The sequence below is a fragment of the Streptomyces lacaronensis genome (assembly GCF_047337785.1).
GTDB lineage: Bacteria > Actinomycetota > Actinomycetes > Streptomycetales > Streptomycetaceae > Streptomyces > Streptomyces lycopersici.
Genome location: NZ_JBLHDK010000003.1, coordinates 12,029,753 through 12,053,385 on the forward strand (window position 1 = coordinate 12,029,753; position 23,633 = coordinate 12,053,385).

Annotated in this window: 24 protein-coding genes and 4 pseudogenes; 14 read left to right on the plus strand and 14 right to left on the minus strand. The window is 68.6% G+C overall.

The window, feature by feature from the left end; genetic code table 11:
- Positions 1-348: 348 nt before the first annotated feature.
- The 5 genes from vanH to ACMTAK_RS51585 all read left to right on the plus strand — a co-directional run bounded on the left by vanH (position 349) and on the right by ACMTAK_RS51585 (position 4,108).
- On the plus strand, positions 349-1,467 hold the full coding sequence (gene vanH / locus ACMTAK_RS51565; protein WP_461773837.1) for a D-lactate dehydrogenase VanH: 1,119 nt from the start codon (positions 349-351) through the stop codon (positions 1,465-1,467).
- The gene (gene vanA, locus ACMTAK_RS51570; protein ID WP_413812602.1) at positions 1,455-2,495 is read left to right on the plus strand and encodes a D-alanine--(R)-lactate ligase; all 1,041 of its coding nucleotides are present in this window, start codon (positions 1,455-1,457) and stop codon (positions 2,493-2,495) included. Before vanH ends, vanA begins: the two co-directional genes overlap by 13 nt.
- Complete coding sequence (gene vanX / locus ACMTAK_RS51575; RefSeq protein ID WP_413812603.1) at positions 2,492-3,100, plus strand: D-Ala-D-Ala dipeptidase VanX; 609 nt, start codon at positions 2,492-2,494, stop codon at positions 3,098-3,100. The genes vanA and vanX overlap by 4 nt, the downstream gene beginning before the upstream one ends.
- Positions 3,101-3,158: 58 nt before the next feature.
- Entirely contained in the window at positions 3,159-3,743 is a 585-nt protein-coding gene (locus tag ACMTAK_RS51580; protein ID WP_413812604.1) for a hypothetical protein, read from the plus strand.
- A gap of 218 nt (positions 3,744-3,961) precedes the next feature.
- Positions 3,962-4,108, plus strand: a complete 147-nt coding sequence (locus tag ACMTAK_RS51585; protein WP_413812605.1) for a hypothetical protein — start codon at positions 3,962-3,964, stop codon at positions 4,106-4,108.
- Positions 4,109-4,408: 300 nt separating this feature from the next.
- On the opposite strand, the pseudogene ACMTAK_RS52765 reads toward ACMTAK_RS51585, so the two are convergent.
- From ACMTAK_RS52765 to ACMTAK_RS51615, 5 genes and pseudogenes are all read right to left on the minus strand, one after another.
- A pseudogene (locus tag ACMTAK_RS52765) lies at positions 4,409-5,219 on the minus strand (transposase).
- A 563-nt stretch (positions 5,220-5,782) separates the two neighbouring features.
- Positions 5,783-6,478, minus strand: a complete 696-nt coding sequence (locus ACMTAK_RS51600; RefSeq protein ID WP_413812607.1) for an alpha/beta fold hydrolase — start codon at positions 6,476-6,478, stop codon at positions 5,783-5,785.
- A gap of 521 nt (positions 6,479-6,999) precedes the next feature.
- Positions 7,000-7,119, minus strand: a pseudogene (locus ACMTAK_RS51605) (leucine-rich repeat domain-containing protein); the annotation flags it as partial.
- A 92-nt stretch (positions 7,120-7,211) separates the two neighbouring features.
- Entirely contained in the window at positions 7,212-7,634 is a 423-nt protein-coding gene (locus tag ACMTAK_RS51610) for a leucine-rich repeat domain-containing protein (protein WP_413812608.1), read from the minus strand.
- A gap of 549 nt (positions 7,635-8,183) precedes the next feature.
- Positions 8,184-8,666 carry a MarR family winged helix-turn-helix transcriptional regulator gene (locus ACMTAK_RS51615; protein ID WP_413812609.1) on the minus strand — a complete coding sequence of 161 codons (483 nt, stop codon included), beginning with the start codon at positions 8,664-8,666 and terminating at the stop codon, positions 8,184-8,186.
- A gap of 94 nt (positions 8,667-8,760) precedes the next feature.
- On the opposite strand from ACMTAK_RS51615, the gene ACMTAK_RS51620 reads away from it, so the two are divergent.
- Positions 8,761-9,501 (plus strand): SDR family NAD(P)-dependent oxidoreductase, encoded by a 741-nt coding sequence (locus ACMTAK_RS51620; protein WP_413812610.1) that lies wholly within the window; start codon positions 8,761-8,763, stop codon positions 9,499-9,501.
- A gap of 648 nt (positions 9,502-10,149) precedes the next feature.
- On the opposite strand, the gene ACMTAK_RS51625 is transcribed toward ACMTAK_RS51620, so the two are convergent.
- Together ACMTAK_RS51625 and ACMTAK_RS51630 are read right to left on the minus strand one after the other, a co-directional pair.
- On the minus strand, positions 10,150-10,578 hold the full coding sequence (locus ACMTAK_RS51625; RefSeq protein ID WP_413812611.1) for a peptidase inhibitor family I36 protein: 429 nt from the start codon (positions 10,576-10,578) through the stop codon (positions 10,150-10,152).
- A gap of 170 nt (positions 10,579-10,748) precedes the next feature.
- Complete coding sequence (locus tag ACMTAK_RS51630) at positions 10,749-11,756, minus strand: helix-turn-helix domain-containing protein (RefSeq protein WP_413812612.1); 1,008 nt, start codon at positions 11,754-11,756, stop codon at positions 10,749-10,751.
- A gap of 32 nt (positions 11,757-11,788) precedes the next feature.
- Between ACMTAK_RS51630 and ACMTAK_RS51635 the strand changes: the two genes are divergently transcribed.
- Positions 11,789-13,444, plus strand: coding sequence for an IS1634 family transposase (locus ACMTAK_RS51635; RefSeq protein WP_413812613.1), 1,656 nt, complete (start codon positions 11,789-11,791; stop codon positions 13,442-13,444).
- Between the two features lie 69 nt (positions 13,445-13,513).
- On the opposite strand, the gene ACMTAK_RS51640 is transcribed toward ACMTAK_RS51635, so the two are convergent.
- Positions 13,514-13,972 carry a TetR-like C-terminal domain-containing protein gene (locus tag ACMTAK_RS51640; protein WP_413813249.1) on the minus strand — a complete coding sequence of 153 codons (459 nt, stop codon included), beginning with the start codon at positions 13,970-13,972 and terminating at the stop codon, positions 13,514-13,516.
- Between the two features lie 50 nt (positions 13,973-14,022).
- Between ACMTAK_RS51640 and ACMTAK_RS51645 the strand changes: the two genes are divergently transcribed.
- The gene (locus ACMTAK_RS51645; RefSeq protein ID WP_413812614.1) at positions 14,023-14,469 is read left to right on the plus strand and encodes an anthrone oxygenase family protein; all 447 of its coding nucleotides are present in this window, start codon (positions 14,023-14,025) and stop codon (positions 14,467-14,469) included.
- 162 nt (positions 14,470-14,631) lie between these two features.
- Here ACMTAK_RS51645 and ACMTAK_RS51650 read toward each other — a convergent pair.
- Positions 14,632-14,826: pseudogene (locus ACMTAK_RS51650) on the minus strand (hypothetical protein); the annotation flags it as partial.
- 46 nt (positions 14,827-14,872) lie between these two features.
- Between ACMTAK_RS51650 and ACMTAK_RS51655 the strand changes: the two are divergent.
- Positions 14,873-15,631 (plus strand): Tn3 family transposase, encoded by a 759-nt coding sequence (locus ACMTAK_RS51655; RefSeq protein WP_413812615.1) that lies wholly within the window; start codon positions 14,873-14,875, stop codon positions 15,629-15,631.
- Between the two features lie 314 nt (positions 15,632-15,945).
- Here the strand turns inward: ACMTAK_RS51655 and ACMTAK_RS51660 are convergent, their stop codons facing one another.
- Both ACMTAK_RS51660 and ACMTAK_RS51665 read right to left on the minus strand, forming a co-directional pair.
- Positions 15,946-16,698, minus strand: coding sequence for an SDR family oxidoreductase (locus tag ACMTAK_RS51660; RefSeq protein ID WP_413812616.1), 753 nt, complete (start codon positions 16,696-16,698; stop codon positions 15,946-15,948).
- Between the two features lie 115 nt (positions 16,699-16,813).
- On the minus strand, positions 16,814-17,656 hold the full coding sequence (locus tag ACMTAK_RS51665) for a helix-turn-helix transcriptional regulator (RefSeq protein ID WP_413812617.1): 843 nt from the start codon (positions 17,654-17,656) through the stop codon (positions 16,814-16,816).
- A gap of 337 nt (positions 17,657-17,993) precedes the next feature.
- On the opposite strand from ACMTAK_RS51665, the pseudogene ACMTAK_RS51670 reads away from it, so the two are divergent.
- The 3 genes and pseudogenes from ACMTAK_RS51670 to ACMTAK_RS51680 form a co-directional block, all read left to right on the plus strand.
- Positions 17,994-18,307: pseudogene (locus tag ACMTAK_RS51670) on the plus strand (integrase core domain-containing protein); the annotation flags it as partial.
- 787 nt (positions 18,308-19,094) lie between these two features.
- Positions 19,095-19,337, plus strand: a complete 243-nt coding sequence (locus ACMTAK_RS51675) for a hypothetical protein (RefSeq protein ID WP_413812618.1) — start codon at positions 19,095-19,097, stop codon at positions 19,335-19,337.
- Positions 19,337-19,924 (plus strand): type 2 periplasmic-binding domain-containing protein, encoded by a 588-nt coding sequence (locus tag ACMTAK_RS51680; RefSeq protein ID WP_413812619.1) that lies wholly within the window; start codon positions 19,337-19,339, stop codon positions 19,922-19,924. The genes ACMTAK_RS51675 and ACMTAK_RS51680 overlap by 1 nt, the downstream gene beginning before the upstream one ends.
- Positions 19,925-20,147: 223 nt before the next feature.
- On the opposite strand, the gene ACMTAK_RS51685 is transcribed toward ACMTAK_RS51680, so the two are convergent.
- Positions 20,148-20,354: a hypothetical protein gene (locus ACMTAK_RS51685; protein WP_413812620.1), complete on the minus strand. Its 207-nt coding sequence runs from the start codon at positions 20,352-20,354 to the stop codon at positions 20,148-20,150.
- A gap of 492 nt (positions 20,355-20,846) precedes the next feature.
- On the opposite strand from ACMTAK_RS51685, the gene ACMTAK_RS51690 reads away from it, so the two are divergent.
- Together ACMTAK_RS51690 and ACMTAK_RS51695 are read left to right on the plus strand one after the other, a co-directional pair.
- Positions 20,847-21,641, plus strand: a complete 795-nt coding sequence (locus tag ACMTAK_RS51690) for a porin PorA family protein (RefSeq protein WP_413813250.1) — start codon at positions 20,847-20,849, stop codon at positions 21,639-21,641.
- A gap of 13 nt (positions 21,642-21,654) precedes the next feature.
- Positions 21,655-21,954, plus strand: coding sequence for a hypothetical protein (locus ACMTAK_RS51695; RefSeq protein WP_413812621.1), 300 nt, complete (start codon positions 21,655-21,657; stop codon positions 21,952-21,954).
- A 57-nt stretch (positions 21,955-22,011) separates the two neighbouring features.
- Here the strand turns inward: ACMTAK_RS51695 and ACMTAK_RS51700 are convergent, their stop codons facing one another.
- Both ACMTAK_RS51700 and ACMTAK_RS51705 read right to left on the minus strand, forming a co-directional pair.
- Entirely contained in the window at positions 22,012-23,283 is a 1,272-nt protein-coding gene (locus tag ACMTAK_RS51700) for a cytochrome P450 (RefSeq protein ID WP_413812622.1), read from the minus strand.
- Between the two features lies 1 nt (position 23,284).
- Positions 23,285-23,485 (minus strand): ferredoxin, encoded by a 201-nt coding sequence (locus tag ACMTAK_RS51705; RefSeq protein ID WP_413812623.1) that lies wholly within the window; start codon positions 23,483-23,485, stop codon positions 23,285-23,287.
- Positions 23,486-23,633 lie beyond the last annotated feature (148 nt).

The window sequence follows — 23,633 nt, forward strand, 5'->3', positions numbered from 1 at the left end:
GGGCAGAGGCTGGCTCGCTGGTACTCATACCCTCCAGCCAAGAGAGCGTGATGTTGCCGGAGCGTATGCAGTTTTCGATACGCCGACGATATGTTGCCGGCCAGCCCCCGGCGAGAGCAGGCAAGTGGCTGCTGGGGCCGCGCCGGCTTCGCCCGCGGGATCGACCGAACACCCCGGCAGTTCGAGCATCAGGTCCGGCAGCAGCGTTGCTGGCCCGCCCCGGCCCTGCTTCGGGATCGCCCTGAGCGGTGAGGGCGACACGGCAGCGTGTTGCGCATTCACCTCCGCCGGCCCCCCCTGCGGGGGTGGGGACTCGTCCTTGAAGATCAGGACGAGCATCGTCGCGCCTTGCAGCGGCCGACATATCGTCGGCGTATCAAAAAACGCATACGCTCCGGCAACGCCACGCTCTCTTGTCTGGAAGACATGAGTTCCAGTGGACCAACACGAGCGGCGGTGCGCCGCACCCGAGCGCCGGCGTCGTCCTCACGGGCCGTCTCGACAACGGAAATCACGGTCTATGGATGCGAGCAGGATGAGGCCCTTCTCTTCCGAGAAATGGCGCCTCGCTTTGGTGTGGTGCCAACCATCACGAAGGAAGCGGTATCTGAAGCCAATATCGACCTGGCAGCCGGGAACCGATGCATCAGCATCGGCCACAAGACGCACGTCACCCGTGCCACGCTCACCGCACTGAGCCGGGCCGGTGTGGAGTATCTCTCCACACGAAGTGTCGGATGCAATCACATCGACGTGAGCTACGCGAAGAGCGTCGGTATCTCCGTCGGAAACGTGGCGTATTCTCCCGACAGCGTTGCCGACTACACGCTGATGCTGATGCTGATGGCCGTGCGCCACGCGAAGGCCACCGTCCGCCGCACCGATGCCCATGACTACCGGCTGAGTGAGATACGCGGCAAAGAGCTGCACGACCTGACTGTCGGAGTGGTCGGCACGGGGCGTATCGGCACAGCAGTCATTGACCGGCTGCGAGGCTTCGGCTGCCGCGTGCTGGCCTACGACAATCGCCCCAACACCGCTGCCGATTACACGCCGATCGACGAGCTGCTTCGGCACAGCGACATTGTCACGCTCCACACCCCGCTCACCGCAGAAACGCGCCATCTCGTCGATCGCCGACGTATCGAGCAGATGAAACACGGCGCGTTCATCGTCAACACCGGACGCGGGCCGCTCATTGATACCGAAGCCCTTCTATCGGCATTGGAAAGCGGCAGATTGGGCGGCGCGGCGCTGGACGTCCTCGACGGTGAGGAAGGAATCTTCTACACCGACTGCCGGAACAAGCCCATCGAGAACCGCTCGCTGTTGCGACTTCAGGAGCTGCCGAATGTGTTCATCAGCCCGCACACGGCCTATTACACCGACCACGCGCTGAGCGACACCATCAGAAACACCCTCATCAACTGCCTCGACTTTGAAAGCGGGAAAACGTGCACAGGTTGAAGATCGGCATCATCTTCGGGGGCTCTTCCGAAGAACACCTCGTCTCCGTCAAGTCCGCCCAGGAGGTCGCAAAGAACCTCGATGCCCGTACATACGAGCCGTACTGGATCGGCATCACGCAGTCCGGTGCCTGGAAGCTCTGTGACTTCCCTGGCACAGACTGGGAGAACGGCGGCGCCCGTCCGGTCATGCTGTCACCCGACCGAAGCGTCCACGGACTGCTCGTCCTGGAACAGGGACGATTCGAAGTGATCCGTCTGGACCTCGTGCTGCCCGTTCTGCACGGCACGCTCGGCGAAGACGGTGCAATCCAGGGGCTGTTGGAACTCTCTGGCATCCCCTATGCCGGCTGCGATATCCAGAGCTCCGCCATGTGCATGGACAAATCCCTGACCTACACCATCGCCAAGAGCGCGGGAATCGCCACGCCAAATTTCTGGGTGGTCGCGGCGGACGAGAAGGTCGACGCCGGCCAGCTTCCTTATCCCGTCTTCGTGAAGCCGGCCCGTTCGGGCTCATCTTTCGGCGTCAGCAAAGTCGCCGGAGAAGAGGACTTGCTGAGTGCACTGGAGGCCGCACGACAGTACGACTCGAAGGTCCTGATCGAAGAGGCCGTGGCCGGGAGCGAGATCGGCTGCGCGATCCTGGGGGAACCATCCGCCCCGATCGCGGGCGAGGTGGACCGTGTAGCCCTCTCACACGGGTTTTTCAGGATCCACCAGGAGGACTCACCCGAGACTGGTTCGGAGAACTCGACGTTCATCGTTCCCGCCGACATCTCCGAAGAATCGCGCCAGCTCGTCCAAGAGAGCGCCAAGACCATCTACCGCGCACTGGGCTGTCAGGGGCTTGCCCGCGTGGACATGTTCCTCAAGGACGACGGCCAGGTGGTGCTCAACGAAGTCAACACCCTTCCCGGCATGACCTCCTACAGCCGCTATCCCCGCATGATGGCCGCCGCAGGCCTGCCGCTTTCCGACGTGATCGACCGACTCGTGTCAATGACACTGCACCAAAAAAAGCGATGAACGACGACTTCGTGTACCTGGACGAGCTGGTGCCCGGAATCCGGTGGGATGCCAAGTACGCCACCCCGGACAACTTCACCGGAAAGCCGGTAGACGGATATCTGGCAAATCGGATAGTTGGCACAAAGGCTTTGTGTACGGCCCTGGGGCACGCGCAAGAAGAAGCCGCGTCCCTCGGCTTCGGCCTGCTTGTCTGGGACGGATACCGTCCGCAACGCGCCGTCGACTGCTTCCGACGCTGGTCAGAACAGCCGGAGGACGGCCGGACAAAGCAGCGCCACTACCCCAATATCGACAGATCCGAGCTCTTCGACAAGGGATACGTGGCCGCCAAGTCAGGCCACAGTCGCGGCAGTACCGTCGACTTGACGCTCTACAGCCTCGCCACCGGAGAAAACGCCCGCATGGGCGGCGGCTACGACCTCATGGACCCGATCTCACATCATGGAGCAAGAGGAATAACGCCCACCGAAGCGAAAAACCGCGAGCACCTTTGCTCCATCATGGAAAAATGCGGATTTGCTCGCCACGCCTGCGAGTGGTGGCACTACACGCTGAAAAGCGAGCCTTATTCAGATGTCTATTTCGACTTTCCCATCACATGATGGAAGCCTCCCGTACGTCTCACAATGGGGAAGCCTGGACCGGAACGACGAGGTCGTCATGCGGCGTGCCGCCCCATCGAGGCTCGACGTCTTCCTGAGACGCACCGATCCATCGCAACTGCACGACTGGGCCTCCGATGGATACCACTCGTGCGAGGAGTACCTCTTCTGGTCCCGCAAAGTCTGCGGCTTGGCATGCCTGCAGTCCCTGCTCCACGGCTGGACGGACATCCGGCTGCCGATGCGTGAACTCCTTTCGCTGGCCCTCGACTGGGGCTGCTACGTGATGGAACCCCAAGGCAAGGTCCAGGGACTGATCTACAGGCCATTCATGGCCTGGGTCAGCTCACAATTCGGATTCAAATGCCAACTGGTCGAGAACACGCCGATCCAGGAATCCGCCCGGGCGGTGCGCCCCGGGCAAGCCCTGATCGCTTCAGTGTCTCCTGAGATTCGCGAACCAAGCACCTACAAACCGCGACGGGGAGGGCATCTCGTGGTGATTCATGAGGTCCATGGCGGGACGGTGCGGTTCCATAATCCGTCGGGCTACTCCCACAATGCAGACTCCGCATCGCTGCCCATGCACGTATTCGAGCGCTTCCATGCAAGACGAGGAATCCTGGTCAGCGCGACACCGTGAGGCCAGGCGAACCGGCACCGCGCGCCACTGAGAGCGCGCGATTGAGGGTCTGCTGAGTCGGCATCAGCTTTGGCCGGCTCTGCGGCGAGCCTGTCCAGCGTCCAAAGTCGAACGCGGCGCTGCTTCTTCTTCGCCTGCGTCCGCGGTCGGGGGCTTCCTCCACCATCTTCCGGGCGGCGGGAGCCAGCCGAGTCCGCTGCTCAAGCGACCTGACGGCCGTGCGTCTCCAGGTCGGGAACCTCGATCAGAAGGTGGACCGGCTGGAGAGCCGCCTCGAGGAGTTCGGGCAGAAGATGGACCGGAACCAGGCCCAGATCGTGGAGCTGCTCACGCGGCTGGTCGGTCAGGACCCGGACACCGGCTGAACGCGTTCCTCAACAGGACAGGGCCCGGAATCCCAGCCGCCGGGGTTCGGGCCTTCTTCCTGCGGCGGCCGCGGCAGCGACGGATGCGGCTGAGCTGGGCTCTGTCGGGTGAGCCGAGCTGTTCCACGGTCCCACTGGCCAGGGCGTCCGTGGCCAGCACGCAGTGCGCCTCCCGGACGCCTGCTGGGAAGACCTCGCCTGCGGCCCGGCCCGGGGCGCGCAGCTGCTGCGGCAGCCCGGCCGGTGACCGGCCCGCCGGATGGTAGAACCGGGCATGACCTTCATACTGACTTCGGCTCGTCAGGGTGAGGTGGGGGCACCGAGGGTGAGACCGGTGCCGACTATGAAGCCGTCGAGGGTTTCGGGCCGGTACTGGAGGCGTAGAGCCGGTTGCGGACGAGGACCTCCAGGCGGTCCAGGGCGACGACGGCGAGGTTGGCCAGGCTGCGCTTGACGTGCGCCCACACGCCCTCGACCGGGTTCAGGTCGGGCGAGTAGGCGGGCAGCAGGAACACCGTCAGCCATTGCCGTGCCTCGATCAACTCTCGCATCATGCGGGAGACATGGGTGTTGAGCCGGTCCCAGACCAATACGACCGGTGCCTTGATGAGCTGGTGGGTGCGGTCGAGCAGGGCGATAGAGTCGCGCTCGCTCATGCTGCGGCGCTTGCCCTTGCCCGCCGGGTGCGCGATCGGCCCGGCCACCGACAGCCGTCCCGAGCGCCCGTCGGCTGACCGTCACGACCGGGGTGTATCCGCGTCGGATGGAATTTCCGGCTGATCAGCGTGGTCACCCGCGCGGCGGTCCACACCTGGTCCTCCACCCAGCCATGCGCGGTCGGCCCCTCGGCCAGATACGCGGCGAGCTTCTCCAAACAGTGCGGTGACAGACGGCTCCGTGATCCGCTCGGTCCGCGCGAGGCCAGGGCCTCGATCCCGCCGTCCCGCCACAGTTGGTGACACCGGTAGGCCGACTTCCGGCTCACCCGGAGGCGCTGGGCGACCTCCAGCGGCTTGATCTCCTGCTCGGACAACTCGGCCGCCTGCCGCCGTACGGCCTGCCGACGGCAGCGCCCCGCAGCGGTCAGCCCGCCCCCATCCGCGTATCTCATACAGCATGAGATACAGCCCGCACCCCGGACCACCAGGCACATCGACAAAGAGCACCCTGACGAGCCGAAGTCAGTAACGCCGGGCGTGGCGGCTGCCGGTATCAAAGCGACAGGGAACGTGGTCAGCGCGGTGGTCGGGCGGTACCGGCCTGTGGGCATTCCCCGGCTGGGCAGCAGGGAAGACCGCGCAGAGGCGTACCGCCGGTTGCTCGACGCCTCGACCCGCTCGTTCAACTACGCGTACCAGTTCGCCCACCTGAAGCGCGAAGCCGGACGCGCCGCGCACAAGCTGCTGCTGGGCCAGTTCCCCAGGCGTGGGAGGTCAGCAGCAAGCTCATCAGCGCGCTGCACGGGGTCCGGCTGTGCGGCAGCGTCCACGTCATCGCCGCGGCGGAAACCCTCGTCGAGGCCACCAGCAACCTGGAGCTGAACGAGAACGGCGCCCGCCGATCCCTCATGCTGTGGGAGTCTTGTGGTGTTCGATGAGGTGGTCGTGGTTCAGTGTGGGCCGGTGGGGTGGGGTGGGTTGACGATGGCCTGCCGGTTACGGGTCGGTCCGGCGGTCAGCCGTGGATGGCGTTGAGGGTGGCGGCGAGTTTCTCGGGTGCGCTGATCATTGCCATGTGGCCGGTGTCGAGGTCCATGACGTCGGTTCGGAGCAGTGCGATGGATCGTTGCTGGAGTTCTTCCACGTAGCACTGGTCGCGCGTGAGGTGGATGTAGGTCCGGGGGATCTGGCGGCTGTAGCCGCTCAGGTCCACGGTTTCGCTCAGCAGGGCGGCCGAGTCATCGGCCAGCCGGTCCAGGGTGGATGCGGTGGTTGCCTGATCCATGTCGTTGCACAGCATTGCGGCGGCGCCCTCGCGGGTCTGGTGGTAGACGCCGTCGGCGATGGACTGCTCGACCGTATCCCGCACTCCGGGGTCGATCTGGTCAAGTACCCGGGACCTGTCCGCCGGCACGACGGCCGATACGAGGACGACGTGGCGGATCCGGTCGGGTATGAGGTCCAGGACGCGCGGGATCGTGACTCCCGCGAAGGAGTGACCGACCAGTACCACGTCCCGTAGATCCTGCGCTTCGACGTCTTCCCGGACCGCGTCGGCACAGTCCGCGAGAGTGACCGTGCCCAGGGGGACTGCGGCCCTGGCCCCGCGCCCGGGAAGGTCGACTGCCAGCGTTTCCGCTCTGAGGTGGGGGATCAGCTCCTTCCAGCAGTTCGCGCCGAAACCTGCGCCGTGGATGAGAACGAATGCCATGGTCGGCCTCCTCGTCAGCGACTTAAACGGAACCTTAATTGAATTCAGTTCCGCTGTGCAGTCTGGTGAGAGCGGGGAGGGGCCGGGGACCCGGCTCCGTCCGCAGGACGCCGCCCCTGCCTCATGAGCTGTGTGAGCTGATCACTCGCCTCGGCACGGAGAACCCCCGCTGGGGCATCGGGCGTGTCCATGGCGAACTGCGTCGCTTTGGGCGCAAGGCCGGCGCCGTGACCGTCCGACGCGTTCTGCGCGATACCGGCCGCGGCCCCACACCCCGCCGTCACCCGGCGCGCCGCGAAGAGCACGGTGTCATCCGGGGTGAGCTGGCGCCGCTGGTTACGCCACGGTCGGTTCTGCGCGGGCATGCATGCCTTGACGGCGGTGTCGTGTCGGAGTGCTCCGTCGGCGGTTCACAGCCGGACGACGCAGGCGCGTTCCTCCAGCTGGGTCAGCAAGTGGTGGGAGGGCGCGCAGGTGTTCCAGCGGAGATCCAGCGTCTCCAGGGCTGGCATCCGTGCGACCTGGTCCGGAATCTGGGTGATGCGGTTGCTGCGGAGGTCGAGGTGCCGAAGCCGGGGGAGGCCGGCCAGCGACTCGGGCAGTTCGGTGAATGCGTTCTCCCGCAGGTCCGGGTGCCGCAGTTGACGTAAGTCCTGTCACCGTTGACGGCAGGGTGGTGAGTGCGTTCCCTCGCAGCCAGACCTCGCGCAGTTGGGGAAGGTGGCCGATGGTGTCAGGCAATCTGGTCGGCCGGGTGTGCTGAGCCCGGAGCTCGATCAGTTCCGTCATCCGGCCGATGGTTTCGGGCAAGGCGGTGAGAGGGTTCTCGCCGACGTTGAGGTAGTTGCGGCCGCGTGAGGTTTCCCAGCGTGTCCGGGAGCTGGGAGAGGTTGTTGTCGTGGGGGTAGAGGCAGTCGCTTGAGTTGGTCCAGGTCGCCCAGTGAGTCGGAAGCGAGGTGAGTTTGTTGTGGCCGAGGTCCAGCGTGGTCAGGCTCTTCAGTTGTCCGGTCTTCGCAGAGAGGGCCGTGAGGCCGTTGTCTGCCAGGATCAGCACTCGCGGCTGGGTGTGTTGCCGGGCCGGCTCGGGCACTTCTCCAGGCTGCCGGCGCCAGAGACTGGGTGTGGGCTGCACGGTCCCGTCCTTTCCGTTGGCCATCTCCCTGGAGATTCTCGCGTGGCCCGGACGGTCCAGCCGCCGGCCCGGCCCCCGTTCGACTGTGGTGCGCCATGGAGAGGCCCTGACTCCGTCCACCGCCGGGGCGAACGGAGGAATGGTCGGATCCTGTGGTCCTGCGCCGCTCGGCTGCTGCTCGCCGCTTTCTGCTGGGCCGCCCGCCGTGGACCTTCGCCTGTCTGTGTCCCGCCGCCTGGGGCGTCACCATGCGCCCGGCCGCCGGGCTGGGCGCTGCATGCTCCTCACCGCCGTCTGGGCACCATGCAGCCGCCCGCCTGCTGTGCGTCCCGTCCCTGCGGTCCGCTCGGCCGCCCGCGGTGCGGCCGAGCTCGCCCGGATCCCTACCGGGCCCTGCGGCGGCCCCGGGTTTGGCGTCCCTGGCAGGCCAGGCCGCCGGTGGTCGGCGCCGTGGACCGTTTCTACGCGTTGGAAGCGCCCTGATGAGCGGCTTGTTCGGCAGGCTGGTCCAGCCGGTGTGCTGCTCGCGTGCCGTGGGAATGCCGAAGCTCACCGTGGGCTCCGTGTGCGGGATTACCCGGGGTGCTTTCGCGGACCATCGTTGGACAACAGTGCGTCGGCGGCGCGGCTGACGGCCTCAAGTGTCGCGGGCATGGACTCGGGCGGGATGTGGGCCAGGATGCGCGTGCGCACGCTCGCCACATAGTGGGGGTGCGCCTGGTCGGCTGCGGCGCGCCCGGTGGCGGTGAGGGTGGTCACGTTGCTCCGCGCGTCGTCTGGGTCACGGTCTTTCGTGACGAGGCCCTGGGTGCGCAGTCCGTCGACGACGCGGGTGATACGGCTGGGGGTGAGCCCCACACACTCGGCCAGGTCGGCCATGCGCAGGCGCTGGCCGGGTGTCTCGGTCAGGACGATCAGCACCGCGAAGTCGGTCATGGCGATCCCGGCCGTGCGGGTCATGTCTTCTTCCAGGAAGCGCGGCAGGCCGTGCACAAGGCGCCCCAACTGGCGCACGAGCTGTTCTTCCTGGGGGCTCAGCGGGATGTTCTCGGCCACGTGGTCATCATGCCCGAGTTCACTTGCTCAAGCAAGGAAACTGCTGTAATGCTTGCTCAGGCAAGGAAATGGTGTGGGAGAAGAAGGGACCGCGATGACCGACCTGTCCGGCAAGGCCGCTGTGGTGACCGGTGGAAGCCGTGGCATTGGCGCCGCGATCGTCCGCCGGCTGGCCCAGGAGGGTGCCGATGTCGCTTTCACCTACACCAGCTCTCATGAACAGGCGACGGCTCTGGTGGAGGAGCTCCGCGGGTGGGGGCGTTCCGCGATCGCTCTGCGGGCCGACAGCGCCGACCCCGAGGCCCTGTCCGGCGCAGTGGATGCCGCGGCCGCGGCATTCGGGCGGTTGGACATCCTGGTGAACAACGCCGGCGTTGTCGTGGCCGGCCCGGTCCGCGATCTCACCGTCTCGGACATGGACCGCGCCCTGACCGTGAACGTGCGCGCGGTGTTCGTCGGAATCCAGGCGGCGCTGCGCCACCTCCCCCCAGGCGGACGGATCGTCACGATCGGCAGCAACATCGCCGACCGTGTCCCCTTCCCCGGCGCCGCTGTGTACGCGGCGAGCAAGGCCGCGCTGGGCGGCCTGACACGGGGGCTGGCCCGTGAGGTCGGGCCCCAGGGCATCACCGCGGTGTTGGTGCAGCCCGGCCCGACCGACACCGAGGCCAACCCGGCAGACGGCCCCATGGCCGGGTCCCTGCGCGATGCCACGCCGCTCGGCCGCTACGCGGCGCCCTCGGACATCGCGGCGACCATTGCCCACCTCGTCGGCGAAGGAGGCCGGCACATCTCCGGTACCACGATCACCGTGGACGGCGGACACAATGCCTGACCCGCGCCGCGGCCCTCATCGTGCGGAGCACCCGCCACGGTCCGCCCGGCCTTCCCCTTCCCGATCGCCGTTCCCGAGGCAGACCTGCAAGAGGCTGCGTCACCGCCTGGAGAACACCGGCTGGCCCGCCCCCGAGACGGTCCCGGACACCAGCCGGGGCCCCAACTCGCCGAGATCCAAAGCCTGGTGGAGTTCTGGCGCACCGCACTTGCCGCCGAGCTCGAAGAGCACTTCGCGTCACCAGGAAGAAGACATGAACGGCAGGGGCCGGGCCGGTACGCAGACGTCGTACCGGCCCGGCCGGAGGTCGCTCTCCTCGCCCGGCTACGGGGCGGGCCGCTTCTTCACCGGGGCCTGCTCGGCGGCCCGCGCGCGCTGTCCCGGAGGGCGGACACGAGGCCGGCGACCTTGCCTCTGGGCGTGGCCGGCGCCTGGCGTCTGCCCCGGCGTTGCGCGAGGAGGATCCGGCCGCGGTCCGCTTCGGATGGCCCGTATGACCCGGTCACGGCGGTATGACGGGGGCCAGGGACGACACAGAGCTCACCGGTGTCGAAAGGTACGGCCCGCCCGCAGTGACAGTAACGGGCGCGGTACGAGCGGGTCCGTGGTGAGTGAGCGGGTGTGCGTCTTCATGGGTGTCGGACAGGCTCAGCAGGCCGCGTCGACGGAGCTCAGCTTGTTGTCGTGGGCAGGGTTGAGGTTGCCCTTGAACCACCCCGGCATGGTTCCCAGCTTCCCGGTGTAGGTGCCGTCGTAGAGGATGACAGGTGTCGGTGTCCTGTTCCAGGCGGAGGTCGCCTTGCCGTCGAGGTAGTCGGGGAGATGGTGTCGTCCGCAGCTGGGGACGACCCAGAACAGCTTTTCGCCGTTGTAGTCCTGGAAGAAGCATGTGCCTGCCCCGCAGCGGTCGTACGCGTCCTGCGCGATGACGTCGCTGCTGGTTCCGGTCACCCTGTACAGTCCCTCGACCCCGGCGACTTTGGTGAAGCGGGTCTCGGACGCGCTTGCGGCGTTTGGTGCGGCAAGTGTCGCCGCGAGCGCGGCGGCACCGGCGAACACAGCTAGCAGTTTCCGCACGGATGTTCCCCCTTTGGCTGAGAGTGTTGTGCTGGAGGTGCCAGCCCTCTTGTGCACAAGGGCGGAAGGCGGGGCGGCACAGCCCGTTGCCCGCCCTTCGTGTTCCCTCTCTGGCTGGCCCTCACATCGTGGCGCGCGGCGTCGGCGGCGAGTTCGCGATGCGTGCGGTGTTACTTGTCGCTGGGCGCGCTCTGCGGCGCTTCGGCCAGACTGCGCAGGACCGCCTGCCGGAGTTCTCTGGGTGCCACGCCGTACGCGGCGCGGAAGGCCCGGCTGAAGTCGGCCGGGCGCAGAAACCCCCACCGGGCGGCGATGGCGCCGATCGACCGCCACCGCAGCCGCGGGTTGGTGAGGTCGGCGTGACAGCGTTCCAGGCGGCGCCGGCGTATCGAGGCTGCCACGGTCTCCCCCTGCTGTCGGAAGAGCGTGTGCAGGGAGCGCACGGAGATGTGGTGGTATGCCGCGATGTCCGCCGGTCCCAGGTCCGGATCACCCAGGTTGTGGTCGATGAAGGCGTTGACGCGGGCCAGCATGGCCTGCTGGCGGGTCTCGGCCGGAAGGTCGTCGTAGGCTCCGAGGTGCTGGGCCAGACAGGCACCCGCCAGGTCGAGCGCCATCGCCCCTAACCGGGTCAGATCACGCGGGTCGCAGTCGGGGCCGTAGACGTCCAGCGTGGTCATGAACCGGGCGAGAATCGCTCCCATGCCGGTGCGGGTCGACATGGGCTGGGCGAGCAGCCGGCAGACCTTGTCCGGTGGAAGCGGCAGCTCCTGGCGCGGCAACTGCATGATGACCACTTGGGTGTGGCGGCCCCTGTCGGGCACTGCGCCTTCGAACGGGTGCGATACGTCGAAGAGCACCATGTCGCCGAGCACGAGCCCGGAGTCCTGGCGCCGCTGGCTGATCCACAGGGGGGTGCCGGATACGAAGGTCAGCTGGTACGTGCCCGGGTCGGCCCGCCGGATGTCCGCGCGGGTGCGTCTCAGGTACGCGGGCGGGCTGCTGAACGCGGCCACCCGTACGGAGCCGAGGTCCAGCACCGAGGCCCGGGCAGGGAAGCCCGCCGCGCCCTTCGCGCTGCTGAGGGTGAGCGGTGCCAGTTCCCGGGAGACCAACTCGCCCCAGAACGGCAACTGTTCCTTCGCGGGCAGTTCCTCGTTCGACACCTTCAACCACATGACCGCCCCCCCGGATCACCGTACCGACGACCATGGACGAGAAGCTTCCCCAGCACGCCGGGGCGGGTCAGACCTGGACCCGCCGGCTCGCCGCGCTCTTCGAGGCCGTGACCACATCCCGGATACCCGACTCAACCTTGCCCGCACTCGCTCGACTCCACGCTCATATCGAGGCCTTCGGCATCACACCGGAGTACCTCAACGACGACCGGATCGGCCGGGCCCTGGACGCGATCGCCCCGCGCCTGGCCCGGATCACCGGCGGCGCCGGCGCCAAGGCGATCAATGAGTTCGGCATCGACACCACCCGCCGGCACCGGGACATGACCAGCATCTCCCTGCACGGCGCCTGTGAGGACCCGGGCACCGGCTACCCGATGGTCCGCTACGGCCCACGCCAAGGACCGCCGCACCGACCTCGGACAGATCCGGGCCGGCCTCGCGGTCACCGCCGATGGTGGCTCCCCGTCCTGCACCGCGCGATCAGTGGCGGGGCCGGCGAGGTCTCCCAGGTCACGGATTCCATGCACGCCCTGCGGCAACTCGCCGAGCGCCCCGGCTTCCTGCTGCTGGGCGACTCCGAACTGCTGTCCTACGACAGCGTCGCCGCCATGAACGCCGCCGGCGTGCGCTTCGCCGTCCCGGCCGCGGCGGCCTGTGGTGATCCGGCCGTGCACGCGGCCCAGGACCTTCCCACCGCGACCGCGGTGGAGTACGTCGCCGAGCGTGACGCGCGCAAAAGCCCCCACCGGCGCGGCAGCTACCGCGTGGTGGAGGATGAGCGCTTCGTCCGGAAGGGCCGGCGCAGGAGCGATCCGCCACAGCACCTGCGCCGTATCCTGGTCCACCCCAGCGCGAACGCCGCCGGGCAGAGGGCCACCCGGGAGCGGAAGCCGGCCAGGGCCCGCGAGGGCCTCGGGCGTCTCCGGCGCGGCCTGGGCACCCACCACTGCCCCGATCAGGCCGAGGCCGACGCCCGCCTGGCGGCCATCGCCCACACCCGCCGCGTCAGCGCCTGCCTGCGTGCTGTCACCAGCACGGCACCGGACGGCAAGCCGACCTTGACCTGGTCCTTCGGTCAGGCGGCCATCGCCGCCGAAGCGGCTGCCGACGGCTGGTACGCGCTGCTGACAAACCTGCCCGCCGACCAGACCGACCCCGCCCAGGTCCTGCTGTACCACAAGGGCCGGCCGGTCATCGGGCGCCGCTGCGGCGAGTTCAAGGGCCCGCTCGCGGTCGCACCGATGTTCCTGCGCAGCGACAAGCGCATCGCCGCCCTGATCACCGTCATCTGCCTCGCTCTGCCGGTGTTCTGCCTGATCGAACGCCAGGTCCGCCAGGCCCTGGGCACCCCGCGCACCATGCGCGGCTTCTACCTCGAACCCCGTGCCGTCCGCCCCACCGGCGAGCTGATTCTCACAGCTCTGTCCGGACGACGGATCAGACCCGGCACCGCTGCCAGCCCACCCGTCGTCTTGATCACCGAGGGCATCCGAGCCAGGCTCCTGGACCTACTCGAGGTCGATCCACCCCGCCCACGCTGGCTGGACACGCGTATCCGCACCTGCGCAAGACAGGACTGGGGCGGGTATCGAGTCGTGATCAATGAGCACCGCAGCTTCCGGGCCGGGTGCCCCGTCGGGGGGCGGGGCCGGCGATGTGCGGCTGCGCCGTGTGGGCGCCAGTGACCGGAAGCGGTGCCGCAGGCAGGCAGCGGGGGCCGGGGGCCCCGGCCGTGTGCCATCCGGGGCGGTGCGTCAGAGCGTGGCGAGCCGGTCCACCAGCAGCTCCGTCCTGCGCTCGGTGTCCTCCGGCGGGAGCCGTCCCGCTCGGGTCAGGGTGGCCAGTCCGCGCAGGGACGCCCGGAACGTCTCGGTGAACAGCTCCGGGCGCACGCCGTCCCCGGCGACCTCGCTGAGGCACTCCAGCAGCGCGGCGAAGGCGTCCTTCAAGGGTTCGGGGGTGTCCTCCTGCGCGTACGCCAGGCCGCCGTCGAGCTGGAACAGGGCGTCGTGGACCGCCGGATGGCGTTCGGCGAAGGCGAGGTAGGCACGGGCCGGCGCGGTGACCCGGGCGCGGGGGCCGTCGGCGGCGGCGGTCGCGGCCGGCATCGCCACGGCCATCTCGGAAGCGCCCTGCAGAGCGACGGCGCCGATGATCTCGCGCTTGCCGCGGAAGTGGCGTCCTAGCGCCGCTAGCCAATCGAGCGACAGCAGTGATAGCGTTGCGTCATCTTCTAGCAGCGCTAGATCCCGGAGGGGTCATCATGCTCAATGCACTCGAGGTCGTCACCATCGTGGTCGTCGGCGTGATGGTGGGGGTGGAGTTCTCCGTCCCCTTCTTCAGCAACCCGATCCTCAACGCACTCCCCGGCGACAACGGCCTGCGCGGCCGCGTCCACGGGGCCCGACTGGGCGGCGCCGTGATGCCGTTCTGGTACATCGGCTCGCTCGTCCTCGTCGGGGTCTGGGCCGTCGCCGGATGGGACGACGACGGCACCGGCCTCGTCGTGACCGCCGCCGCGCTGCTGATCGTCAGCGTGCTCATGTCGATCCTGGTGCTCGTCCCGATCAACAACCGGGTCAAGACGTGGACCGCCGGCAGCCGGCCGGCCGACTGGAAGGAGCAGATGAAGCGCTGGGACCGCTGGCACTACGTCCGCGTCGCCGTCATCATCGCCGCCTTCACCTGCCTGGCGGCCGCCCTCACCTGAGCCCGCGGGCCGGCGCGGCGCCGGTGGCGCACAATCCCCACTCCCCGGACGGCAGCGGGCCACCGAAATCCCGGGCGTCCGGGCACGCAGCTGCCGCTGAGAGTCCACACCTGCGATCCCGACACGCTGCGCCCCTCGATCACCTGTACGGCTCTCGGCTCCGGTTCGGGTGAGGTCTTTGATCCAGATCACCCAGGCACGCAGGTCAAGCCCGGCGAGGTAGCGCTCCGGGGTCTTGTCGTAGCGCATCGCGATGCCCCGCCACGCGATCAAAGCGAGGATGCCGGAGCGTTCCCTGATGGGGGTCGTGGCCCGGACCGCGTACCGGGTGGAGTGGTGGCTCCGTTTCGGCCCCCCACCGTCCGGCAACGAGCCCAAGCTCACCGACCCCTTGGGGCGCTAGGTGATCGTCACGTTCGTCAAGGGCACCAACATGGGCCCCTACGAGGCCGCCCGGCAGAACCCCGGCGTGAGCGGACACGAGCTGTCGTACGTTGCCGACAAGCACTTCCCGATCGTGCTGCTGAACGAGGCGATCGCCGACCTGGTGAACGCGCACGCTCGCCTGGACATCTCGCAGGCGTGGGGCGACGGGACCGCGGTGGCGGCGGACGGCGCCCACATGGACACCTATCTCGACAACCTGCTCTCCGAGACGAGCGTGAGGTACGGCAAGCCGGGCGGCATCGCCCACCATCACGTCTCGGACACCTACATCGCGCTGTTCACGCGCTTCATCCCGTGTGGGGTGCGGGAGGCCGGCTACATCATCGAGGGGCCTGCTGGAGAACACCAGCGACGCGAGGGCACCATCTCCTTCTCTCTGCTGCTCAAGCGCCTGCGCTCGGGCTCACGGAAGAACGCCGCCTGCGCTGCCTTCCGCGAGGCCGGCCGCGTGATGCGCACTGTTCACCTGCTGCGCTACCTCTCGGACGCGCTGCTGCGCCGACGGGTCACGGCGGCGACCAACAAGGGGGAGTCGGTCAACCGGTTCTCCCGGTGGACCGGCTTCGGCAACCGCGGCGTCATCGCCGACAACGACCCCATCGAGCAGGGCGCACATCTCGCCGTACCAAACCGAGCACATCAACCGGTTCGGCGAGTACAGCACCCACGAACTCGGTATCCAGCCCGACGCGTACGACCCGGAACTCGACGTTGACTTCACCCCGCTGCGCGAGCAGGACCTGACCGCCGCCGGACTCGGCCAGGCCGCTTGACCGACCGCGAGCCTTCTGGTGTGAGCACGGGCCGTGGAGTCGAAGCGGCGCCCGAAGCCACCTCCTATGGTGTCGGGCGCTGGTCGGCTCGGCCGTCCAGACCGGCTGTCCTTATTGACTGGCGATTGAGGGTGTCGAAGCCGAGTTGCCAGATGCGCCGGCCGTCGTTCAACGCGACGGTGTTCACGGCTCCTGCCGGGAGATCGGCGGGGTACCGGGACGGCGGCGCGAACGTCGCCCGTCCCGGTCCGGTGGGTCAGTCGCGGTAGCGGGCGCTCAGGGTGTCCAGGACGTCCTGGTAGCGGCCCTCGGCCTCGGCATGGCGCTGCCACTTCACCCGCTCGACGAGGATCTGCTCAGCGTCTGGCTGGGTCCGCAGCAGGTCCATGACCTCGGTGAGGAACTCCTCCAGGGGCATGGCGACGTCGCTGTTCTGCTGGCCCATCAGCGAGGTCCGGGTGGCTGGCGGGACCAGTTCGATCACCTGCACGTTGCTCTTGGTCAGCTGCACCCGCAGCGACTCGCTGAAGGAGTGGATCGCGGCCTTGGTCGCGTTGTAGGTAGGGGTGGCGGCCAGCGGCACATAGGCCAGGCCGGAACTGACCGTCATGACTGTCGCCGTGGGCTGGGCGAGCAGACCGGGAAGGAAGGCGTTGACCAGGCGGATCGGCCCGAGCAGGTTGACCGCGATGGTGCGCTCGGCCACGTCGAGGGATGCCGGGTCGCGCAGGTCCTCCGGTTCCATGATCCCGGCCATGGTGACGAGGGCGTCCAGTGCCGGATGACGCTGTGCGAGGTCTGCCTGCGCGGCGGCAATGGAGGCCGGGTCGGTGGTGTCGATCTCGACGGTATCGATACCGGGGTGCTCGGCGGCGATCTGCTGCAGCAGTTCGGTGCGGCGTCCGCCCACGATGACGGTGCTGCCGGCGGCCTGCAGGCGCAGGGCCAGGCCCAGGCCGATCCCGGAGGTGGCGCCGGGGATGAAGACGGTGCTGCTGGTGATGTTCACGGTGTTCCTTCTCGGTGTTGTTCAGGTCGATGGGCGAGGGCACGCGGGCGCGCCTGGGGGCCGCGGGTCCGGTCGGACCGGCGGGGGTCAGAAAGCGGGCTTGGGCGGGGTGGACTCAGTCGAAGGACTGCGGACCCAGCACGGTCAGGAAGTCGAACTTCGCGATGGCGTCGGAACCCACACGGGGACGGAACAGGACCAGGCGGTGCCCGGTCGCCGGGCTGAGCACCACATCGCACTGCAGGTCCAGGTCACCGACCAGGGGGTGCAGGATGCGTTTGGGCGCCGAGGACAGCGCCGCGACATCATGTTCCTCCCACACGCGTGCAAACTCCCTGCTGCGGGCCAGGAGGTCGGCCACCAGCCCGTGGGCGGCGACATCGCGCATCGAACGTTTGGCCAGGCCGGCGCGCAGATCGGCGGCGTAGGCGCGGCCGATGCGTTCGTGCTCGGCGGGGTCGTTCAGCTCACGCGAGGCCGGGTCGGCGAACCAGCGCCAGGTCACGTTCGACTCGTAGCCGGGCAGTCCGGTCCATGCCCCGAGCAACGCCTCCGCGGCCCGGTTCTGCGCCACGACCGTCAGCAGGTCGTCGCAGACCTGCGCCGGGGTGCTGTCCAGCACGTCGAGCAAATACTGCATCGCCGGATCGACATGGGCCAACGGAGAGTGCGGCTCGGGCGGTCGCTGACCGGCCAGACGGAACAGGTGCTGCTGTTCCTCGCTGCTCAGGCGCATCGCCCGGGCCAGATTCGCCAGAGCCGCCTCCGAGGGGGTCTTCACCCGTCCCTGCTCCAGGCGGGAGTAGTAATCGGAGGAGAGGGCGGCCATCAGCGCGACCTCTTCGCGTCGCAGGCCAGGAGTGCGGCGCCGCCCACTGGGGGCCAGGCCCACGTCCCAGGGGCGCAGCCGCTCGCGGCGCGAGCGCAGGAACTCACCGAGCGCGTTCCGGTCCTCCATCACCGCCTCCTTCCGTCCGTACGGTGATACGAGTGTCGGTCAGTCCGACGTTGGCTACCAGGCCACGTTTAACCGGGGACTGCGAGACCTACCTCCGCGTCCCTGACGCCGCCAGTGCAGCGCAGTATGTGCAGGTGTGCGACATCCCGTTTACTGCGGTAGTACCGGAAGGGCGGTGCGGGCATGACGATCGAACCACTGACCGAACTTGGAAGCGGGGGCGCGCTTCGGTTGCCGCGCGCCCGGGTCGTGCCGCTGTCCTGTGCCGTTCAGAAATGCGTCGCTGCTGCTCATAGGGGGTCTGGCGAGACCTGCGGGGATGTTGGGAACATGCCGGGTGATCGTCTCACTGGTGTATCAGGTGACGCGGAAGCTGCTGTCGGTCCCGGCGGTGCTGCTGCACCGGCAGGCGGCCAAGGATGCTGAACTGCTGGTGCTCCGTCACGAGAACGCGGTGCTGCGCAGGCAGCTTGCGGGCCGGGTGCGGTTCGACCAGGCGGACCGGCTCTGGTTCGCGGCTCTGTCCTCGCTGATACCCAGGTGGCGCTGGACGCGGGTTTTCCGGTGACTCCGGGGACCCTGCTCGCATGGCACCGAAGGCTTGTTGCACGCAGATGGGACTACAGCAAGTACCGGAGCAGCCCTGGGCGCTCGGCGCCGATCCCCTCGCGGCCGCAGCGCCGGGCGAAGTCCGCGGCCCGCGCCCAGGCGGAGACCACCGGCCTCATCGGCCAAGCCGTGCACGAAGAGCTGGAGCGCGCCGAAGGCGACGCCGACGCCGCCATGAAGGCCCTGGTCAAGCGCGCCATCCCGGACGTCATGCGCTTGTTCGAGGAGACCCGGGCCACCGCCCGCTACACCTACACCGCCTACCCGGCACTGCCTCACATCCTCAAGAAGCCCTCGAAGAAGGAGCCGGACCAGATCTGGGAGGCTCGCCCCAACTTCCACCACCCCGACTACTCCCTCAAGGGCTCCGGGAGCGTCGCGGTCACCGCCCTGGACGTCAACGCCGCCTACCTCTCCGCCCTCAAGACCTGGCTGCCGATCGGGAAGCTGGAGCACTCCACCGGCGCGGACGGCGTGGACCCCAAGCGCTCCGGAGTCCACCTGATCACCCCCGCCCCCTGGCACCACCCGCACCTGCCCGACCCCCTCGGCGACCGCGACCAGCCCGGCCCCGTATGGGTCACCAACGCCACCCTGCGCCTCCTGCTGCGCCTCTCCGGGCCGAAATTACGGGCTCATCGACGCGCCGGTCATTCACGAGTCATGGAGGTCCGGGGCGACCGAGAATTTCCTGGACGCCCTGCGGAAGACGCTCACCGCGGCGCGGGAGACGGCTATCGCCGAGGACAACAGCATCACTTTGGAGTACATCAAGGCGATGTATTCGAAGTTCATTTCCACGATGGGCGAGTCGATTCATAACCGCGAAATGGTGCGCCCGGACTGGATGCGCATCATCCACAGCCAGGCGTACGCCAACCTCCGGGGCAAGGCATACAAGGCCCACCAGGCCGGTCTGGACGTCATCGCCATGATGGGCACCGACGAGCTGCACGTCACCGGCGACTGGCGGCAGGTCTTCTCCGAGGGACGGGGAGTCGCCCAGATGAAGATCAAGCACAGCGACGCCAAGGCGTCCGGTGAGTACACCGTCGGCAAGGTGACCCGCTGATGGCCTCCGGAAGCCGCTGGAGGCGCCTTGGCACCTTCCGCGCCCGAGGCGTCCATGGCGGGGTCGCTCTGGCCGAGGGCATCGACCGGATGGTCACCGGCATCGAGTCGCCCGTTACCTCCGAGCGCGGTCTGGCCGCCCGCCTGCGCTACCTCACCGCGAGCGACGCCGGCTACGAGGCCATGGACCGCGCGGGTGTCCACGTCAGGCCCCGCACCCTCATCGCCTGGCCGGCCGAGGAACAGACACCCAGCAAGGCCAACCTCGCCCGCCTGGACGCCGCGTACTGGGACCTGCGCCGCCGCAACGTGGTCGCCGACCTCAAGCGACGGCTCGACAACCGCGGCCGCGGAACCCGTATCGAGATCGACCCTGCCGACCAGTCCCGCGTCGACCGCAGGCACCAGCGCGACCTGGAGACCCGCAGCGTCAACGTCCGCGGCGCCGTGTGGGACCGCGCCGTCGACGCCTGGATCGCCGAAGACATGGGAGAACTCGAAGCCGTCTGGGACGACATCATCCAAAGCACCCTGGGCACCGACTGGGACGCCTACACCTACGTCTCCTCGATCGGCTGGTCCGCATGATCTGACCCGCACACGTACGGCCCGGAGTCACTCCAATTGACTCCGGGCCGTACAACGTCACCGTATTCCTGACCCCGCGCAGCATTTGCACGCCCCACAGCGACACGGCCGGTCAGCACGCACGCGATCCGCCAGCTGCTGCTCGAAGTCGCCGCAGGCTGTACGAGGCGATCGGCGAAGGACTTCGAGAACGGCCTCCAGCGCACCCGGCTCGACGATCGGCTTACCGGCCGCCCATGAAGAACAGGGCCGAGGCGGGATTGGCCAGGTCTTTCGCCAGCTGCTCACCGCTGGTACCAGCAGTGAGCAGTTCCGCCGCTACTTCAGCCACCGCGGCCTTCGGGTCCTGACCGTCCACCACAACCTTGTCCTGCTCGGCGAGCACCTCCAGGACGTCGGCCGTCTGCCCGAACCTGCGGAAGCCGCTCAACCAACTGCTTGAGCACCTGGGTGGTCTCTGACAGCACTGGAGCTGACAGCAGTCCCGCGTCGTCCAGGACCACACGATTGAGCTCCTCGATCAGGTCTCGGGCCTGACGCGCAAGCCTCGCGGGGTCCGTTCTCGTTGCCATGCATTCACTCCCTGCCGCAGAGACAGGGCCCCTCAGAGCTTGTCTCACGTGGTGCCAGGTTGATGCGGCATGATGTTGCATCATCATGGGTGTTGGTGATCGGCGCCGCCTTCGACGCGGCCGGTCAGGGCGCGGTGGCCCGGCTGGAGCGGGTGCTGGTCCGCAGCCCGGGTGCTCCACTTGTCGGACAGCGGCAGGGGACTGGACGAGTCTGGACATCGGGCTGTCGCCGAGTTAGCCACTCATAGCAGCGGTCCGGCCTGCCCAAGGCGCTGCCGCGGAGCGAGCTGAAACTCCTGGTCCAGTTCGGTCCGCTGACCCCCGATCAGCAGCAGAAGCTCACGGCACTGCTGCCGAGCCTCAGCGACCCGGCACCGCTCTCGTACACCCTCCAGGGCAACGACACCTTCTGGGTGGAACCCGAGACCGGCAGCGTGATCGACGTCAAGCGCGTCCAGCAGCGTACCGCCGCGCTCACCGGACCGGACGGTACCCTCATCCCGCTGCTCCCCGTCATCGACGCCAGCTACCAGCAGACCCCGGCCGCCGTGTCCTCCGCCGTCAACGACGCCAAGAACGGCCGGGCCACCATCTCGCTGGTCGGCACCACCCTCCCGATCATCGCCGGCATCCTCGGCGCCCTACTGATCGCGGGCGCCACCGCGCCGCCGAACCCACCACCGGGCCACCCACGAGCCGCCCGCCGGCCCCACCTGCGGGCCGTCCACCGAGCCCTCCGCCGGCTCGGAGCCGCCCCAGGGAACCGGCAGCTGACGCTCCGCGCGGCGGTGGTGCGGAGTCCGGAGCGGTCCTCGGGCGGACGACCGTGCGAGTGCCCCATCCCGCTCCGCTCGCCGCAGCCGAAGAGATCCACGCACGGGGCGCGTCCGCCAGTGGGCCGCCGTGGACCGAACCTGGGCGGACGTGACGGCGGAGTTCGGCTCGCCGTCCGTGCGCTCCGGGCGGGAACAACCCCCTGTACGGGAAGGCGGTCGGCTACCTCACCGAGGACCCTCGGCAGCCGATGGCGGTCTTCCACCAGTGGAACGGCAGCCGACCCGGGGCCGAATCGTGGCCGCCCGAGCACGAGCAACCGCTGCTCCTCGCGCTGCGGTTCGGCGGGGGAGCGTTCCGCGCATCGGTGACCTTCACTCCCAGATGTGGCACCGGGCCACCGTCGGCTTGGCGGGCGCGCTACCGGACCGCCCCCGGTTGGTGCGGCACTCGGCGGCCGCGCTCGTCGAGTGGATGAGCGCCAAGGACGTCCACCCGGCGGGGGCGGTCCTGGCGGACCGGTACTACATCGAGAGCCTCTCGGACCTGTACCTGCGGTGCTTCGTCGCCGGGGCCAAGCGCCTCGCGGAGCACGGCGGGCGAGCTGCGACCGGCGGGGCCGGAGGGTCGAGCGAGGGGGAAGGGGCGAGCGGCCGGCACCGCCGCGTCGGCCGGGAGGGTTGACCGACGAGGTCCGCTTCCGTCCGCTCCCGCCCGGTCGCGGGAGTGGGAGCGGGTCGGTCAGCGGATGCGCAGGGGAAGGGCCTTCGGCCCGCGGGCCTGGGTGCCGCCCCACGCCACCGTGGACGGGTCCTGGAGGCTGAACTCCGGGATCCGCTCCAGCCAGACCTCAAGTGCGACGCGCAGTTCCATCCGGGCCAGGTGCGAGCCCAGGCAGCGGTGGATGCCGAGGCCGAACGCGGCGTGCCGGTTGCCTTCGCGGTCGATGAGGACCTCGTCGGCCCGGTCGAACTGGGCCGGGTCGCGGTTGGCGGAGGGGAAGGACAGCAGGATCCAGTCGTCGGCCTTCATGTCGACGCCCCGCCAGTGCATGTCCTCCTTCACCAGCCGGGCCATGGTGACCGGTGCGTAGGCGCGCAGGAACTCCTCCATCGCGGCCGGCAGCAACCCGGGCTCGGCCACCAGGCGATCGCGGTCCTGCGGGTTCCCGGCCAGGTGCCACAGGGAGGTGCCGATCGCGCTGTAGGTCGTGCTGATGCCGGCGATGAGCAGCAGCATGATGGTGCCGATGACGTGGTTCGGTTCGAGCTTGCGGCCGTGCAGCTCCGCGTTGAGGAGGTAGCTGATCAGGTCGTCACGCGGCTGCTCGACGTGCTTGTTGACCTCCGCGAGCAGGTAGATGAACACCCGGCCCATGTGCTCCAGGCGCTCTTCCCGCGACTGCTTGCCCTCGCCCTCCAGGTTGGTGGCGAGCTCGTGGAACCGTTTCCGGTCCTCGGGGGGCAGGCCGAGCAGGTCGCCGATGACCCGGCTCGGGATCTGCTGCGCGTAGTCGTGGGCGGCGTCGACGACGTCCCGTCCCTTGAAGCCGTCGATGAGGGAGTGGCAGAACGCCCTCGTGCCGGGCTCAAGCTTGGCGACCGCGGTCTTGGTGAACGCCGGGAGCAGCAGCTTGCGCGCGCCGTGGTGGAACGGCGGGTCGGAGGTGATGGGCGGCGCTTCGCCGATCGGCGCCAGGTCCCGCGGCGGCCGGAACTCGCTCAGGTTGGTGCCGAGCGAGGAGAAGTGGTCGGTGTCGTAGGCGATCGCTGCGACGTCCTCGTACAGGGTCGGCAGCCAGGCGCCGCCGAACCGCTCGGTGTGCGCGATCGGGCACCGCTGCCGCAGGTCGTCCATGATCGGGAAGGGATCGTCGGCCCACCGCGGATCCAGGTGCGAGAAGTCCGTCGCCCAGTCCGTCACCGGGCCGGTGATGATCTCGCCGCGCGAAGTGTGGAACCGATCCCGGTCGGCGTGCCGGAAGTCCTTGTTGAAGCGGTCGTCGGCGGCCACGTCACGCCCCCTCGGTCAGGGTGATCGCCCGCTCCGGGCAGCTCGCGACCGCGAGGCGGACCTCGCGCTCGTCGCCCGGCGCCACCGAGCCGTCGCCGGGAATGTTCCCGTAGCCCTCGCCGTCCTCGCCGAAGACGCCGGGGGCGATGTCGTAGCAGCGGCCGTGGCCCTGGCAACGTCCGGAGTCGATCTGTACTTCCACAGTGAACTGGCCCCTTGTCATGAGACTGATCCGCACGCCCTTCGGCATACCTCGTCGTGCCGTTCGATCAGCTCCATGCCGTGGCCCACGAGAGCACGGGCCCTCGCGAGGCGCGTGCGGCGGCGACCGGAACCCCCGAAACCCGGCG